At 45.5% G+C, this 15161-nt stretch carries 10 protein-coding genes; 3 read left to right on the top strand and 7 right to left on the bottom strand.

The annotated features are described in order from the left end of the window. Positions 1-36: 36 nt before the first annotated feature. Together CLV59_RS20235 and CLV59_RS20230 are read right to left on the bottom strand one after the other, a co-directional pair. A complete protein-coding gene (locus CLV59_RS20235) occupies positions 37-1278 on the bottom strand; it encodes an RNA polymerase sigma factor (RefSeq protein WP_211323991.1) in 1242 nt (413 codons plus the stop codon). 3 nt (positions 1279-1281) lie between these two features. Further along, positions 1282-1617 carry a YciI family protein gene (locus tag CLV59_RS20230; RefSeq protein ID WP_111593902.1) on the bottom strand — a complete coding sequence of 112 codons (336 nt, stop codon included), beginning with the start codon at positions 1615-1617 and terminating at the stop codon, positions 1282-1284. 167 nt (positions 1618-1784) lie between these two features. Between CLV59_RS20230 and CLV59_RS28980 the strand changes: the two genes are divergently transcribed. Beyond that, positions 1785-1922: a hypothetical protein gene (locus CLV59_RS28980; RefSeq protein ID WP_170137835.1), complete on the top strand. Its 138-nt coding sequence runs from the start codon at positions 1785-1787 to the stop codon at positions 1920-1922. A gap of 76 nt (positions 1923-1998) precedes the next feature. Here CLV59_RS28980 and CLV59_RS20225 read toward each other — a convergent pair whose 3' ends face one another. Genes CLV59_RS20225 through CLV59_RS20210 form a run of 4 tightly spaced genes read right to left on the bottom strand, consistent with a single transcriptional unit; the run spans position 1999 to position 11158 of the window. Then, a complete protein-coding gene (locus tag CLV59_RS20225; RefSeq protein ID WP_111593901.1) occupies positions 1999-5268 on the bottom strand; it encodes an efflux RND transporter permease subunit in 3270 nt (1089 codons plus the stop codon). Further along, the gene (locus CLV59_RS20220) at positions 5265-8525 is read right to left on the bottom strand and encodes an efflux RND transporter permease subunit (protein WP_111593900.1); all 3261 of its coding nucleotides are present in this window, start codon (positions 8523-8525) and stop codon (positions 5265-5267) included. The genes CLV59_RS20225 and CLV59_RS20220 overlap by 4 nt, the downstream gene beginning before the upstream one ends. A gap of 28 nt (positions 8526-8553) precedes the next feature. Continuing rightward, on the bottom strand, positions 8554-9756 hold the full coding sequence (locus CLV59_RS20215; RefSeq protein ID WP_111593899.1) for an efflux RND transporter periplasmic adaptor subunit: 1203 nt from the start codon (positions 9754-9756) through the stop codon (positions 8554-8556). Positions 9757-9784: 28 nt separating this feature from the next. Continuing rightward, positions 9785-11158 carry a TolC family protein gene (locus CLV59_RS20210; protein ID WP_170137834.1) on the bottom strand — a complete coding sequence of 458 codons (1374 nt, stop codon included), beginning with the start codon at positions 11156-11158 and terminating at the stop codon, positions 9785-9787. A 337-nt stretch (positions 11159-11495) separates the two neighbouring features. On the opposite strand from CLV59_RS20210, the gene CLV59_RS20205 reads away from it, so the two are divergent. Further along, entirely contained in the window at positions 11496-11933 is a 438-nt protein-coding gene (locus CLV59_RS20205; RefSeq protein WP_111593897.1) for an RrF2 family transcriptional regulator, read from the top strand. Between the two features lie 247 nt (positions 11934-12180). Next, positions 12181-13689, top strand: coding sequence for a c-type cytochrome (locus CLV59_RS20200; protein ID WP_111593896.1), 1509 nt, complete (start codon positions 12181-12183; stop codon positions 13687-13689). Positions 13690-13718: 29 nt separating this feature from the next. Here the strand turns inward: CLV59_RS20200 and CLV59_RS20195 are convergent, their stop codons facing one another. Further along, positions 13719-15005 carry an MgtC/SapB family protein gene (locus tag CLV59_RS20195; protein WP_111593895.1) on the bottom strand — a complete coding sequence of 429 codons (1287 nt, stop codon included), beginning with the start codon at positions 15003-15005 and terminating at the stop codon, positions 13719-13721. Positions 15006-15161 lie beyond the last annotated feature (156 nt).

Genomic DNA, 15161 nt, shown 5'->3' with positions numbered 1-15161 from the left:
AAAATACCAGCGTTCATCTCATAGGTGAACGCTTTTTTATTTCAGGGAAAGCTTATCCAACGCTCTTTGCAGGGTTTTCTTTTCTGTGGCAGATGTGGTGAGATGTATCGCCTGCTGATAATAACCCATTGCTTTTTCAGTATCGATGGTTGTCCAGAGATAAGCCAGCAACGCATGATAGCTGCTATTTGCCGTAAGTTGTAATTTTTCTGCTTCCGCAATTCCCTGTTCATTGCCATATACCTGCGCATAGGCAAAAGTTCGGTTTAAAGCGGTCATGGGAGAATATTCCAACAGTATGAGCTGGTTGTACAGTTGTAGTATATGTTCCCATTTCTTTGTAGCGGAAGTCGTATGCCAATAGGCAATACCCGCTTCCAGATGATACTTGGACACTGCGTCTCCAGTACAGGCATTCACGAGATATTGATTTCCTTTATCAATGAGCTCCTGGCTCCAAAGGTCTCGGTCTTGCTGCTCAAACAGGATGCTCTCTCCGGCTTCATTCTCCCGCGCTTCCAGCCGCGAGCTTTGATAACACATCAAAGCCAGTAGCGCATTGGTTTCCGTGGTATTCGTCAATTTATTATCTGTGAGGATCAACGCCAGACGCAATGCTTCTGAACAAAGATCTTTACGAATCAACTGACTCCCGGAGGCCGAAAAATACCCTTCATTGAACAACAGGTAGATAGTCCGCAGTACAGTAGGTAATCTTTCTGCAATTGCTTTTTCTTGCAATACCGTGATCTGGAACTGATCCTGTCGTAATTTCTCCCGCGCTCTTAGTAGTCTTTTCTTAATGGTCTCCGTTTTAGCCAGGAAAGCGGCTGCTATTTCCGCGACACTGAATCCACAAAGGATCTGAAGCGCCAGACATATCTGTGCTTCCGGAGGATTACTGGGATTGCATACGGCGAAGATCATCGCTAGCTGGCTATCCTGGATGATCTGGGGCGTAAACCCTACGGCTGCTGCTTCCTGGGTCCCCGGCGTTTTTATGGCGCCTTTGATCTTTTTTTCGAAGAGTTGTTCCCGCCGCAGATAGTCTTTCGTTTTGTTCTTCGCAACCGTATACAGCCATGCAGCAGGATTCTCCGGAACTCCGTTTATACCCCATGATTCCATTGCTTTCAGGAAGGTCTCGCTGGCAATATCTTCTGCAATTTCCATATGCTGCAAGCCAAAATGACGACATAATACTGCCGTCATTTTGGTATACTCCAACCTGAAAAGGTGAGGCAACAGTTCCGGGTATGCAGCGGAATTATCTTGCATTATTTAACTCCTTTTTACCACTTCCCTCACTTCAATATTCCCTCCCAGCTTGAAGATGGGATTAGCTTTAGCAATTTCCACCGCCTCTTCGATAGTATCTGTTTTCACCACAATATAGCCACTGATGAACTCTTTAATTTCAGTGTAAGGCCCATCGGTAACAATATTGCCCGGCTTAACGGTTCTGCCATTGGTAACAGACAAGGTATTACCCTGATCGGCCAGTTTGTTTTGGGCGGCAATACCAGCCAGCCAGTTCATTCTTTCCTGCATTTGTTCAGGAGAGGGCTTTACGTTTTCGGTGTCATTCAGTCGGAAAATTAATACGAACTCTTTCATTGCTTTTAAATTTAGATTCATCCTCATGACGAATGAATATTGCCGGAGGGGACAACTAAAGGTAACTATTTTTAAAGGGAGGAATAAGTAGAAGGTAATTTAGGGAGACACGGTTCTGCCTGGACGAGCGCCCATGATAATTCAAATATTTTCAATAACTTAAATGCATGGATATACTATCGATTATCACCGGCTTTGTGGTGAATCTTTTGTCTAGCTGGACATATGAGATGCTCGCCATTTTTAAAAATGTATCCATCGTGGAGAGCACAGCGCTCGAACCGCATATTGCAAATCCTTACTGAACAACAGTTCCAGCGGCCATTAACTTCATCCGCAATTCGATATAGACAAATTCGTCATATCGATTATTCAACCTCCTTATGGCAATGGGTCCTTCTGCTCTCCTTTCTCTTCTCTTGCCTGCGCAATATCATATTCCAACTCCGGATCTATACTGAGGGATTCTACTTTGCGTTCCTTTTCCATGAGGAGTTCGTGATTCGCTTTCAGCCAGGCCAGTTTCTTTTTGCCATAGCTCAACCGGGTAAATATTACAAATAATACTGGTACAATGAAGATAGCAATACAGGAAGACGCCACCATTCCACCCTGTACGGTTACGCCAATCGTCTTACGCGATTGCGCGCCGGCGCCAGTTGCCAGTACCATCGGCATTACGCCAAGTATAAAGGCCAGCGAAGTCATGATAATGGGACGCAAACGGAGTCGTACCGCCTCAATAGTAGATTGAATCAGGTCTTCCCCACGATCCACGCGTACTTTGGCAAATTCCACGATCAATATGGCATTCTTGGCAGACAATCCAATCAACGTAATCAATCCTATCTGCGCATATACGTTATTGGATAAGGCAGGCATGGTGGTCAACGCAAAAATGGCCCCAAATGCACTGATAGGAACCGCCAGCATCACGGATAACGGAACCGACCAGCTTTCGTACAATGCCGCCAGGAAAAGGAATACGAAGATGATGGAGAACAGGAAGATATAGATTGTCATAGACCCTGCCTGTATCTCCTGGTAACTCAATCCCGAAAATTCGTAGGTGTATCCCCGTGGTAAAACCCTCGCTGCCACTTCTTTTAAAGTCTCTAAACCCTGACCGGTACTATATCCTGCCGGCGTAGAGCCATCCACCTCCGCAGAACGGAAGATGTTGAAATGCGTAATCAGGGGCGCTGTGGAAATAGGCTTATAGTTAACCAGCGTACTCAATGGCAGCATTTCTCCTGCTGAATTGCGTACATAGTATTTCTCCAAATCGCCGATAAGGGCGCGGGTGCTGGTATCCGCCTGCACGATAGCTCTGTAGGTACGGTTATACAGCGTGAAGTTGCCTACCAGTCGGCTTCCCATAAAACCTTGTAAGGTACTGAACACATCTGCTACGTTCACACCCAGCTTCTGGCATTTCTCTCTGTCGAGCGACAACTCAAATGCCGGCGTATGCGCCGAGTAATTGCAATAGGCTGTAGACGTGGCAGGTTCCTTTTTCAGCGCCGCCACAAATTTATTCATCACCGTCTCAAAAGCATGGATATCATCGTTGGTATTTCCTTGCTCCACCTGCATGCTGAAACCTGCCGCTGTACCCAATCCCCTGATGGCGGGAGAGGCATTCACGGTGATACTCGCATTCTTGATACCGGCAGCGGCTATACGTTTTTTGATAACTCCCATGATACCAGGAATCTGCGTTTCCGGTGTGGTACGTTCATCCCAGGGTTTCAACATACAGAAGATGCTGGCCCCATTGGAAGTAGCGCCTCCACTCAATACGTTCATTCCTGAGATCGCATTGTAATGCAGCACGCCAGGCGTTTCTGCCACAATCTTCATCACTTTCTCCAACACGGCCTCTGTCTGAATAGTAGACGTACCTTCCGGTAGCTGAATGCCCATTAGCACCCTTCCTCCGTCTTCGGAGGGAATGAAGCCGGAAGGCTTCTGTTTGAAAAGGAAAATAGCGGCCACACAAATGGCAGCCAACGTCAGCACAACCAATACGGAATGTTTGATACATTTTTTCACCCCATCAGAATACCGGAGCGTGATGCGATCAAACCAACTGTTAAAACGGAAGAAGAACTTCTTTACACCTTTGGATTTATCATCCACATGAGAAGGACGGAGTAATAAGGTACACAGTGCTGGCGTCAGTGATAAAGCAGTAAATGCAGATAATACCACTGATATCGCGATGGTAATCGCAAATTGCTGATAGAGCTTTCCTGTAATTCCCGGAATAAACCCTACTGGTACAAATACGGAGGCCAGAATCAACGCGATGGCCACTACTGGTGCAGATATCTCCTTCATGGCGCGGTAGGTGGCCTCTTTGGGCGACATACCCTCTTTATCGATGAAATGCTGTACCGCTTCCACCACAATAATGGCGTCGTCCACCACAATCCCAATGGCCAACACAAACCCAAACAGGGTAAGCGTATTAATGGTAAAGCCCAGCGGGATAAACAAGATGAAGGTACTGATGATAGATACCGGTATGGCAATGATAGGAATGATGGCGGAGCGCCAGTTTTGTAAAAACAGGAATACCACCAGTACCACCAGCCCTAATGCTTCAAAAAGCGTTTTAACCACTTCCTGGATGGATACCTGGATAATGGTTACGTTCTCAAAAGGGATGGCATAGTCTACATCCGGCGGAAACGATTTTTTCAGTTGCGCTAACGTGGCATATACGTTTTCGGCAGTCTGCAATGCGTTACTGGTGGGCGATTGATACACCATTACTGTAGTAGCTTGCTTACCGTCTGCAAAACCTTTATTACCATAGCTAAACTGCCCCAGCGAAACCCGGGCTATATCTTTCAGGTAAACCAGTTCTCCCGTGGCAGGAATCGTTTTCACTATCACTTTCTCATACTGCTCTGGCTTACTCAGCATACTATTCACCAGCAGAGTATACTCCCTGGTTTGAGTAGTGGGCTGCGGTGGAGATCCCACTGCGCCGGCAGCAATGTAGACATTCTGATGCTGTAAAGCGGTAATCACATCGCCGGGCATTAATCCGTAGGAAGCCATTTTCTTGGGGTCCATCCAGATACGCATACTGAAGGGGTTACCGCGCGACTGCACATCCCCGACGCCAGGTACACGCAACAGCGCATCCACAATAAAAGTAGAAGTATAGTTGTCCAGGAAGGTAATATCATGGGTCCCTTTAGGAGAATAGATCGCCAGGTTCATGAGCTGATCCGGGTTGCGCGCACGCACCGTTACTCCAAGCTGACTCACCACAGAAGGTAAGATAGGCGCTGCCAGTCCCACCCTGTTTTGCACATTCAGCGTAGCTATATTAACGTTAGTACCTACATTAAAGGTGACACTGATATTTGCAGATCCCGACTGGGTATTGGTGCTCTGCATATACATCATTCCCGGTACCCCGTTTACCTGCTCTTCAATGGGAACGGTCACCGTTTGTTCCACGGTCTGCGCATCTGCTCCGGTATAAGTGGCTGATATACTCACCCCTGGAGGCGTAATTTTGGGAAACTGATCCAACGGCAGGTTGTACATGCAAATAAGCCCTGAAATCGTGAGTACAATAGATATCACGATAGCAGTCACCGGCCTTTTTATGAATGTACTGGCAATCATTCGCTGTCTGGTTTATTAAAATCCCTGGATCGTTTTATTTCAAATTCCAGCTCCGGGTCAATATCCTGTTGTTCAATTTTCTTCGCTTTTTCCATCAGTCCTTCATGGTTTGCTTTCAGCCATTCCAGTTTCTTCTTACCATATGACAACCGGGTAATCGCTACAAACAATACTGGGACAACAAAGATGGCAATAGTGGATGCGGCAATCATACCACCCAGTACGGTGAAACCAATCGTTCTGCGGGATACCGCGCCTGCACCGGTAGCCAATACCAATGGTAATACCCCTAAAATAAAGGCCATGGATGTCATCACGATAGGTCTTAAACGCAGTCCTACCGCCTCCAGCGTGGATTGTATCAGGTCTTCTCCCCTGTCTACTCTCACTTTTGCGAATTCCACGATCAGGATAGCATTCTTCGCCGCCAATCCGATCAGCGTGATCATACCAATTTGCGCATATACGTTGTTCGTAATGCTAGGCACCAGCCATAAAGTGAAGATCGCCCCAAATACGCCAATAGGCACCGCCAGCAATACAGAGAACGGTACCGACCAGCTCTCATATAAGGCCGACAGGAAGAGGAATACAAACGTGATGGAGAAGATGAAGATATAAATAGTAGTAGACCCCGCCTTGATCTCCTCATGGCTTAACCCTGAAAACTCATAGGCATAGCCATCTGGCAATACTTTCCTGGCCACATCCTGCAAGGCAGCAATCGTTTCTGTGGTACTGTAACCTGCCCCGGAAGTACCATCTATTTCCGCAGAGCGGAAGATATTGAAATGGGAAATGAGCGGCGATGTTTCTACTGTTTTATAACTCACCAATGTTCCCAATGGGATCATTTGTCCGGCGGAATTACGGACATAATATTTATTCAGATCAGATATTACATTCCGATAGGCCGTGTCTGCCTGTACCACCACATGGAACGTACGATTATAAACCGTAAAATCATTGATGTACATACTGCCCATAAATGCCTGAATCGTCGTAAAAACATCTCCGATATCCGCACCCAGTTTTTCGCATTTTTCTCTGTCTACCGTAACGCTGAAGCCCGGCGTATGCGCATTATAAAAACTGTAAGCGCCTGATATGGCGGGGTTCTTATTCGCCTCTGTGATAAACTTATTGACCACGGTTTCAAATGCATGCAGATCGTCGTTTGTACTGCGTTGTTCTATCTGCATACTGAAGCCAACGGTGGCGCCTACGCCTGGTAACGGCGACGGCTGTACGACTTCCACATTGGCATCGTTGATACCCGCATCCGCAATTCTTTTGCGCAAAACGGCAATAATGCCCGGCACTTTCTCACTCTTTTTGGTACGTTCATCCCAGGGACTTAATTGCAGATAGATGGTACCACTATTAGAGTTGGAGGCATTATTGATCACGTTCAGACCGGAGAGCGCCGCATAGTGGGCTACTCCTGGTGTTGTTGTCACTACTTTCATCAAGCGGTTCATCACTTCTACGGAACGGGCCGTGGAAGCGGCCGGTGGCAGCTGGAAGGTCACATATAAGTTACCGTCATCTTCTGAAGGAATGAAGCCGGATGATTTATGATTAAACAGGAAATAAGCCGCACCACAAATGATCAGGAGTAACACAATGATGACGGCAGATCTTTTGATGCTTTTATCTACACCACGGACATAACTTTTTGTAAGTCGATCGAACCAGTTATTGAACCGGGTAAACATCTTTGCGACGCCCCTTTCTTTTCGCGCAGGATCGCTGGGGCGAAGTAACAACGTGCAAAGTGCCGGTGTGAGTGACAATGCCACAAAGGCCGAAATAATCACAGAAATCGCAATGGTAATCGCAAATTGCTGATAGAGCCTTCCTACTATCCCGGGAATAAATCCAACCGGCACAAACACCGCCGCCAGAATAAGCGCGATGGCTATAACGGGGGCGGATATATCTTTCATGGCGTAATAGGTGGCCTCTTTGGGCGACATCCCCTTTTCATCCATATAATGCTGTACCGCTTCCACCACAATAATTGCGTCGTCTACCACAATCCCAATAGCCAGCACAAAACCGAACATCGTGAGGGTATTGATGGTAAAGCCCAGTGGTATAAAGAAGCAGAAGGTACCAAATATAGAAACCGGGATTGCCAGCACGGGAATGAGCGTAGATCGGAAATTTTGCAGGAAGATGAAAACTACTATAGCCACCAATGCTAATGTCATCAGCAAGGTAATCACCACATCGCTCATAGATACCTTCACTACTGTAACAGATTCAAAGGGCACCTTATATTCCACATCAGAGGGGAAGAACTGTTTCAGGTTTTCCAGCTCCTTATAAATGCCGTCTGCCGTTTTCAGGGCATTACTGCCAGGGGCCTGATAGATACGGAGGTAAGAAGCCCGGTGCCCATCCACAAAGGAATTGCTGGAGAAACTGAATTTACCTAATTCCACTCTCGCTACATCTTTAAGGTATACCAGTGCGCCAGTAGTGGGTATCGTCTTCACAATAATATTTTCAAACTCAGATACTTTACTGAGTCTTCCGTTTACGAGAATGCCCAATTCGAAAGTCTGCACATTTGATTGGGGCGGCACACCGGCAGATCCGGCTGCTACCTGCACGTTCTGTGCGTTCAGTGCATTTATGATATCCTGGGGAGTAATACTGTAAGACGCCATTTTCTCCGGATTCATCCAGACCCTCATACTGAAGTTATCGGCGAAACTATTGATGGTACCTACACCTGGCACACGTAACAAGGCATCTTGTATGAAAATATTAGTGTAGTTATCCAGAAAGGTAATATCGTGTGTTCCTTTAGGAGAGTAGATGGCCACCATCATCAGCATGCTGGGATTCACGGCGCGCACGGTCAGTCCCAGTCGCGTAGCTGCACTAGGTACCAGCGGGGAGGCAATACTAACGCGGTTCTGTACATCCAGTGTAGCGATATCAATATTGGTACCTATGCTATAGGTAACAGTGGCTTGCATGTTGCCGTTATTGGAGCTGTTACTCTGCATGTATTCCATACCGGGAGTACCATTCACCTGTTGCTCTATAGGAGTGGCGACTGTCTGTTCTACGGTCTGCGCATCCGCCCCGATATATTGAGCATTGATTTGGACAACGGGCGGAGTGATATCGGGATATTGATCCACAGGCAGATTAAGGATACAGACACTACCTGTCAGTACCAATAAAATGGATACAACTATTGCTGTTACCGGCCTTTTAATGAATGTATTTGCAATCATGCGCTGCCTGGGTCTTTATGCCGAATATTTATTTCGTTTTAGTAGAATCAGCTCCTGGCTTTTTCCCTGCAAGAGAAATGGCGGAGCCATCATGAATAGACTGTATACCGTCTACGACTATACGCTCTCCATCTTCTACACCGGATAATACAATAACATTGGCGCCTATTGTTTGTCCCAGTTTCACTTTCTTCTGGATAGCGTGTAAGCGGGGCTTATTCGCATTTTCTTCTTCCTGTGCAGATGCAGGCCCATTAGTCCCTTTATGTGCGATCACCGTATCTTTGGCTACATAGAGGAAGTACTCTCCCATTTGTTCAATCACAGCTTTTCCCGGCACCACCATTTGCGGTGTTGTTTCCGTATTGCGTACGCGTACCACGCAGCTCATGCCCACTTTTAGAAGATGTTTTGCATTGGGGAATACGAGTCGTACTATGATAGTACCTGTTTGCGAATCTACGGCTCTGTCGATCACCGAAATCCTTCCAGGATAGGGATACATAGAGTTATCTGGCAGCAGCAAGGTGAATAGCGAATCCGGCATTGTTTTACTATCTGCCTTATAGCGTTCAAAATCCAGCACCTGTTTTTCATTTACCAGGAAATCCACCGCCATGGGGTCGTTGGTGGAGATGGTATTTAATATCGTTGTGCCGCCCACTACCACAGTTCCCAATCGCACCTGGCTAATACCGATGGTACCATCAAAGGGAGCGTATATACTGGCAAAGTTCAGGTTTGTCTGGGCCGATTTAACGGTTTCTTCTGCTGCTTTGGTTTGGCTTTTGGCTGTTTCCAGGGCAATGATGGCGTGGTCATACAACTGTTTGGCCACGGCATTATTCTTATTTAGATAAATGTACCTGTCGGCATCCTGTTGTTGTTGTACCTGGTTTGCCTGGGCGACTTTAAGGTTTGCCACTGCCTGGTCGTATGCTGCCTTGTAAATTCGTTTATCTATTTCGTATAGTAATTGTCCTTTGTGTACATCGCTGCCATCAGGAGCGGCAATAGCCGTCACATAACCCTGGATAGCAGAAGGAATAATATTCACCTGGTTCAGGGCTTGTACGGTAGAAGGATATTTATCGTAATACCGGACTACCTGACTTTGCACAGTGTATAGGTTGACCGGCGTAGGGGGATTGGACGCAGGCGGTTTCTGCTGACAGGCAACAAAACCGGATGCGCTCAGAATAATAATGCCATATCGTGATACTCTATTCATAGAGTGGATTTTACTTTAACAGATGATATTAATACTTGATATCCCCCATGGCCTTCTGCCAGTCAATTTTGCTGGAAAGGGTCTGGAACAGGGCATTGAGATATGTCAGCTCGGCGGTCCGCAGGTTGGTTTCCGCTGTAATGACATTCAGATAAGGCACGATACCTTGTTTATATTGTAGGTCCACTACAAAGTATACACGCCGGGCTAATGTCACGTTATCTTTCATCTGGCGCATGTTGTAGAAATTACCTCTGTAACTTGCCAATGCGGTAGCGTATTGGGAGTAGATAGTAGATTTGAGATTCGTTTCGCTCCAGTCCAGTATTTGTTCTACAAACCTCGAGCGGCGGGCATTCTGGACGCGGGCAAATCCAGTGAATACAGGGAGACTTAAAGTCAGCCCCACGATTGAGTTAGGATACGCAACATTATATAGTTGAGTAAATACATTATTCTGGAATGCCGCGTTATAATTGAAAAATCCGGATAATGTAGGGAAGATGGACGTTCGCTGGTAATACCGTGTCAGTTCATGTTGCATGTCTTTCTGCGTCGCGAGTTGTTTCATCTCTATACGTTTATCGTACTGCAGTTCTTCCGACACATCAATTTCAATATCGTTGAGCATGGAGGTACTGTCGTACGCCACATTGAATTGCTGATTCTGTGGGAAGCCCATTAATTGCTTGAGTGCAGCATATTGGGGCCATACATTTTCCTGGGCTTGTACCAACTGCCCCAGAGAAGTGTTTAAAGTAATCTGTGCTTGTTCATAATCTGTTTCATCCACGATGCCGCCTACATACTGATGATAGGCGGTACGCAAGCTTTCGCCCAGCCTGGCCGTATCTTCTTTCAGCACACCTATTTGCTGTAGTGTGAGCAACAGCGTATAGAACGACAGGCTCACATCGGCTACCAGTTCAATTTTGCTGCTATCCACCGCTTGTTGCGCCGCTTTTGTATTGAGAGGCGCAATGCGGGTAGCGTAAATAAGACTGGGATTAAATATGTTTTGGGTGACGCCTAAAGCAGGCGTAGAGGAATTGGTAACGCTGGTTTTAATCGGGGTTTCTACACCATTAATACTAGATAAAGTAGTAGGCTGTTGCAGATAGTGATTCAAATTGGCCGTAACACCCACCTGAGGGTACCATCCCGACAAGTTAATAGCATTCGTAGCTTTGGCAATATTTGTTCGGATGATGGTTTGCTGCAGGGCAGGCTGATGCTGTAATGCATAGTCAATGCACTGCTTCAGTGACAGCGAGGATACGGTATCACGCCCCTGGCTATACGTAGTTCGGGATCCTAAAATGCAGATAATCAGAAAACAGGCGCCAAATAAATAGGGCTTACCAATTATTCCTTTCTGTTGTGCCTTCATTAAATGAATCATGCAGTATATCATCTATAGACTTATAGTTAGACAATGGACTAAGCATTATGTTTAAAGCTGGCAAGATTATTTCTGGAAAAAACGGAATGCTGCAACATCCGACAGGAAAAAAATCCGGTAGTAGCCGGACGATTGAATAGTCTAATTTATGATAAATCAGGAAATTATGCAATTAATAAAATCTATCGTATCCCAATAATGATTTTAAATACATAATTTTCATATACTGTATTTATACAATTCAATATCAGCAATTACCAGTATTAATAAACGATATTTTTATCTTTTATCTCCCGGCCTATATATTTGTGTCGTAAATAAACTTTCAGGTAATCATATGGCCATCTTTTCAAAAACTTGTGAATATGCATTGCGCGCGGTGTTTTATGTCGCGCAGCGTTCACATGAAGGGTACAAGGTGGGCATAAAAGAAATTGCCGAGCAAATCAATTCTCCTGAACCATTCCTGGCAAAAATTCTGCAACGACTCCGCAAAGAAGGGTTGATCCAATCTGTAAAAGGTCCTAGTGGCGGCTTTTATTTTGATGCGGCCTCCCTCAATCGTCCACTTGCTGATATCGTAACCGCAGTAGATGGCGATGCCATCTTTACCGGATGCGGATTAGGCCTCACCGACTGCTCCGAAAGCAATCCATGTCCCCTCCATGAAGATTTCAAAAAGGTGAGGAACCAGATTACCTCCATGCTGAACCACACCCCTATCGGAAAATTCAATCTGGGATTGATCAAAGGAAAGTTCTCCCTCAACAAGTAGTTTTTTTATAATAATAAAGGACACAAAAGTCTTTTATTATTATAAAAACATATGGCTTTCTAGTTGAAAATGGAATCGATAAGTCAGTTATTCATTTTTGAGGAACTTGTACCAGCATTACTAAAGGGAATTTCGGTTCCCTTTTTAGTTTACCCGTTACCGTTATCAGTCATTTTACTAAGTACAAAATATTCATCTCTTATAACGCTCCCTGCCGTAATTTTACTTCATTATCAAATCTATCCCTATGTTACGGCTATACGTAGTTGCTTTGTTCTGTATTTTCACTTGTTTTGCCTGTCAGACTATAGAAAGAACGCCAGTTTTCACCCCAGATACGCTACCGACGGAATATTTCACGATCAACACCAACCTTGATACCGTTTTGCATACTAGTCGAGGCGCTCATATAATGATCCCCGCCCACGCTATTGAAACCGCCGGCGGCAGCTTGCGGCTGGCGGTCACGGAAGCCTATACGATCAGTGATATGATCAGTGCGGGCTTATTAACGGTGAGCAATGGAGAGCCTATGAGTAGTGGAGGCATGATTCATATCCGACCGGCGGATAACATGGCAGCCAAAATCGTACAGCCTATTAAAATAGCGATACCTACAGATTATATCCGGGAAGGAATGAAATTATATAAGGGAGAAAAGGATAAAAATGGTAATCTCAACTGGGTCAATCCACAACCTTTGCCGATGGAACAGGTTACACAGCGTTTCGCCAACGCCCGGAACATAATGCAACAAAATTGCGCTCCCTGTCATGCACTTGAAAAGAGAGTAACAGGTCCTGCATTAATGTATGTAACAGCCGTCCGCGACCATAAATGGTTGTTTGACTTCATAAGGAACAATGCAGCATTACTGGCAAGCGGCGATCGGGAAGCTAATTGCTTATTCAATGAATACAATAAGACGGCCATGACGCTATTTCCCAACTTAAGTGACGCCGATATAGAAGATATCATTGCATATATTGATAACTACGGCAAGGAAAAAGACCCGGAAACACATAATAAGTTACGCCTGGCTAAAGATAGTTGCAAGCAATACTTTAAAGAATTCGCGGCTTTAAAGGTCAAAGAAAAGGAACTTATCGCATCAAATGGAGAATTTGTAGCAGCGCATCGGACCTATTCCGCTCCCATGGTACCTGTAACACTAAACACTGTCGTTCCAAATACCAATAAGAGCGTTTACTATTCCTTTAATATCGATTCTTTCGACTGGTACAATGTGGATATTCTCCTTAAAAACCTTTCTGGCATTGTTGATGGCGAACTACGTGTATCCATTTCCGGTGACTATAAAGAAAACTTACATGTATTCATCATCATACCTGACATTCGGATGTTCGCGGAAGGCGGATTACTGGATGGCGAAAAACATAAATACGGGTTCTATACTGCGGATGGCAAAATTCCGATGATGCTCAATAAAAAAGCCTGGATCATCGCCACCGGAGAGCAGAAAGATCAGTTACTCTTTGCGCAGCAAGTATTTATTACCAAACAGAAACTGGAGTTGGCAATTTCCCCTGCACTTAGTACCAAGGCCGCTATCAATGAATTTATTAAGGGGCTCGATCTGAAAGATCTTAAAATGGAGATGACTGACAGTCGAAATGCGAACAGTATTCGTGAAATCGATTCCCTCACGAAGATAGTGCAAGGCAAAAAGCCTAAAAACTGGGATTGCGGATGTAATGAGACGTGGCCATCACCAGCTCCTGTGCAATCACTATAACAAATATCAGCAAGTAATCCCATATGGGATTACTTGTTTACAAATAACTCTGAAATCATAAATATACGGTCGGCCACTACGGCGAGGACGCCCACCAGCAAGATACTGACCATTTCTATGGTGAGTCTTTTGACCATTGTTTTATCATGAATGGTTCTCCATACGATGGGTAGGTTAATAGCCGCACTGGATAGGGAAGTGAGCACAATAGCACTACCAGCCAGCGAAGGGGTTATTTTACCATGCATCGCCATAGTGGCCGCTGCTGCGGTGGTACTGGCACTGCTCACCAAGCCCCCGAAAACGCCTGTAGCCAATATACCATAGCTTCCTAGGAGTCGCGTCAGCAAAGTACCTCCTACCTGTATAAGTATAAAAAGTAAGGCAAAACGGGCTACTTTAGGCACCGAGACCGGCGAACTGAGATTCAGCGCTGGCGGCATTGCAGCAGCAGGTGTTACATGGTTTTTACGCAGATCTTTCCAGATCCAAAACCCAGCTACACCAGACATAGCCAGCAAGGGTAATAAAGTGGCGGCAAGGGTATCAGGAGAAAAGAAAGTGGCCAGCACCAGGTTTCTGACAAACATAGCAATAGTGGTCAGCAGACATAAGATAGAAATACTGGATTTCATCCCCGAGCTCTGCGCACGATCGCTTAACTCCGCCACCGTAGCGCTACTGTTCACCAATCCTCCGAAAACGGCGCCCAAATAGAGCCCCTGCGTACTGAATGCTCGCAGCAACACATAGTTCACAAATCCGATACCGGCAATAGCAATCACTGAAATCCAGGCATCGCTGAGGTTCAGTAATTCCCAGGGATCAATATATTTATTGGGAAGCAGCGGGTAAATGACGAAGCCTATCAGTCCCAACAGAATAGCGCTTCGAATCTCTGAAGGTTTAAGTCCGCCTGCAAATTTGTTCAACTCTGTTTTCCACGCCAGTAACATGGTAGTGATAATAGCGCCTGCCACCGGCGTAAAGATATGCCCCAATCCTACCAACACGCCCAGTATATAATTCAGGATCAATACCGTGGAAGTAGTGATCTCCAGTGTGCGGTTTACTAGCATACTCCGCGTGTTAGTAATTACAATCAACACCAATACGCCCACCAGCGCAGCTATGACGAAATTGGGCCCCAGCACGGAGGCCAGCATCCCCATTAATGCAATGACCGCAAAAGTACGAATGCCGATATCTTTATTAGACCATTCCCGCTCCAGACCAATCAACATGCCTATACCAACGGAAACGCCCATCTTTAAAGCTACAGGACCAACGGGTAAACGGAGAAAGTCCTCATTCATACGCACGCAGTTTATATAGTGAAAATTATTTGATTGAAGTAGCTGCTGTATTTAAATATAATACATTTCATGATAACGCATTCATCTCCCATTCCTAACAAATCTCTCCCACTGTTTTTTTAATCTATCTTCAAAAATATACCTGCTGAATGCATT

This window comes from Chitinophaga dinghuensis (genome assembly GCF_003259435.1).
GTDB lineage: Bacteria > Bacteroidota > Bacteroidia > Chitinophagales > Chitinophagaceae > Chitinophaga > Chitinophaga dinghuensis.
The sequence above is the reverse complement of the archived record's forward strand: the minus strand, read 5'-3'. Positions and strand labels throughout refer to the sequence as shown.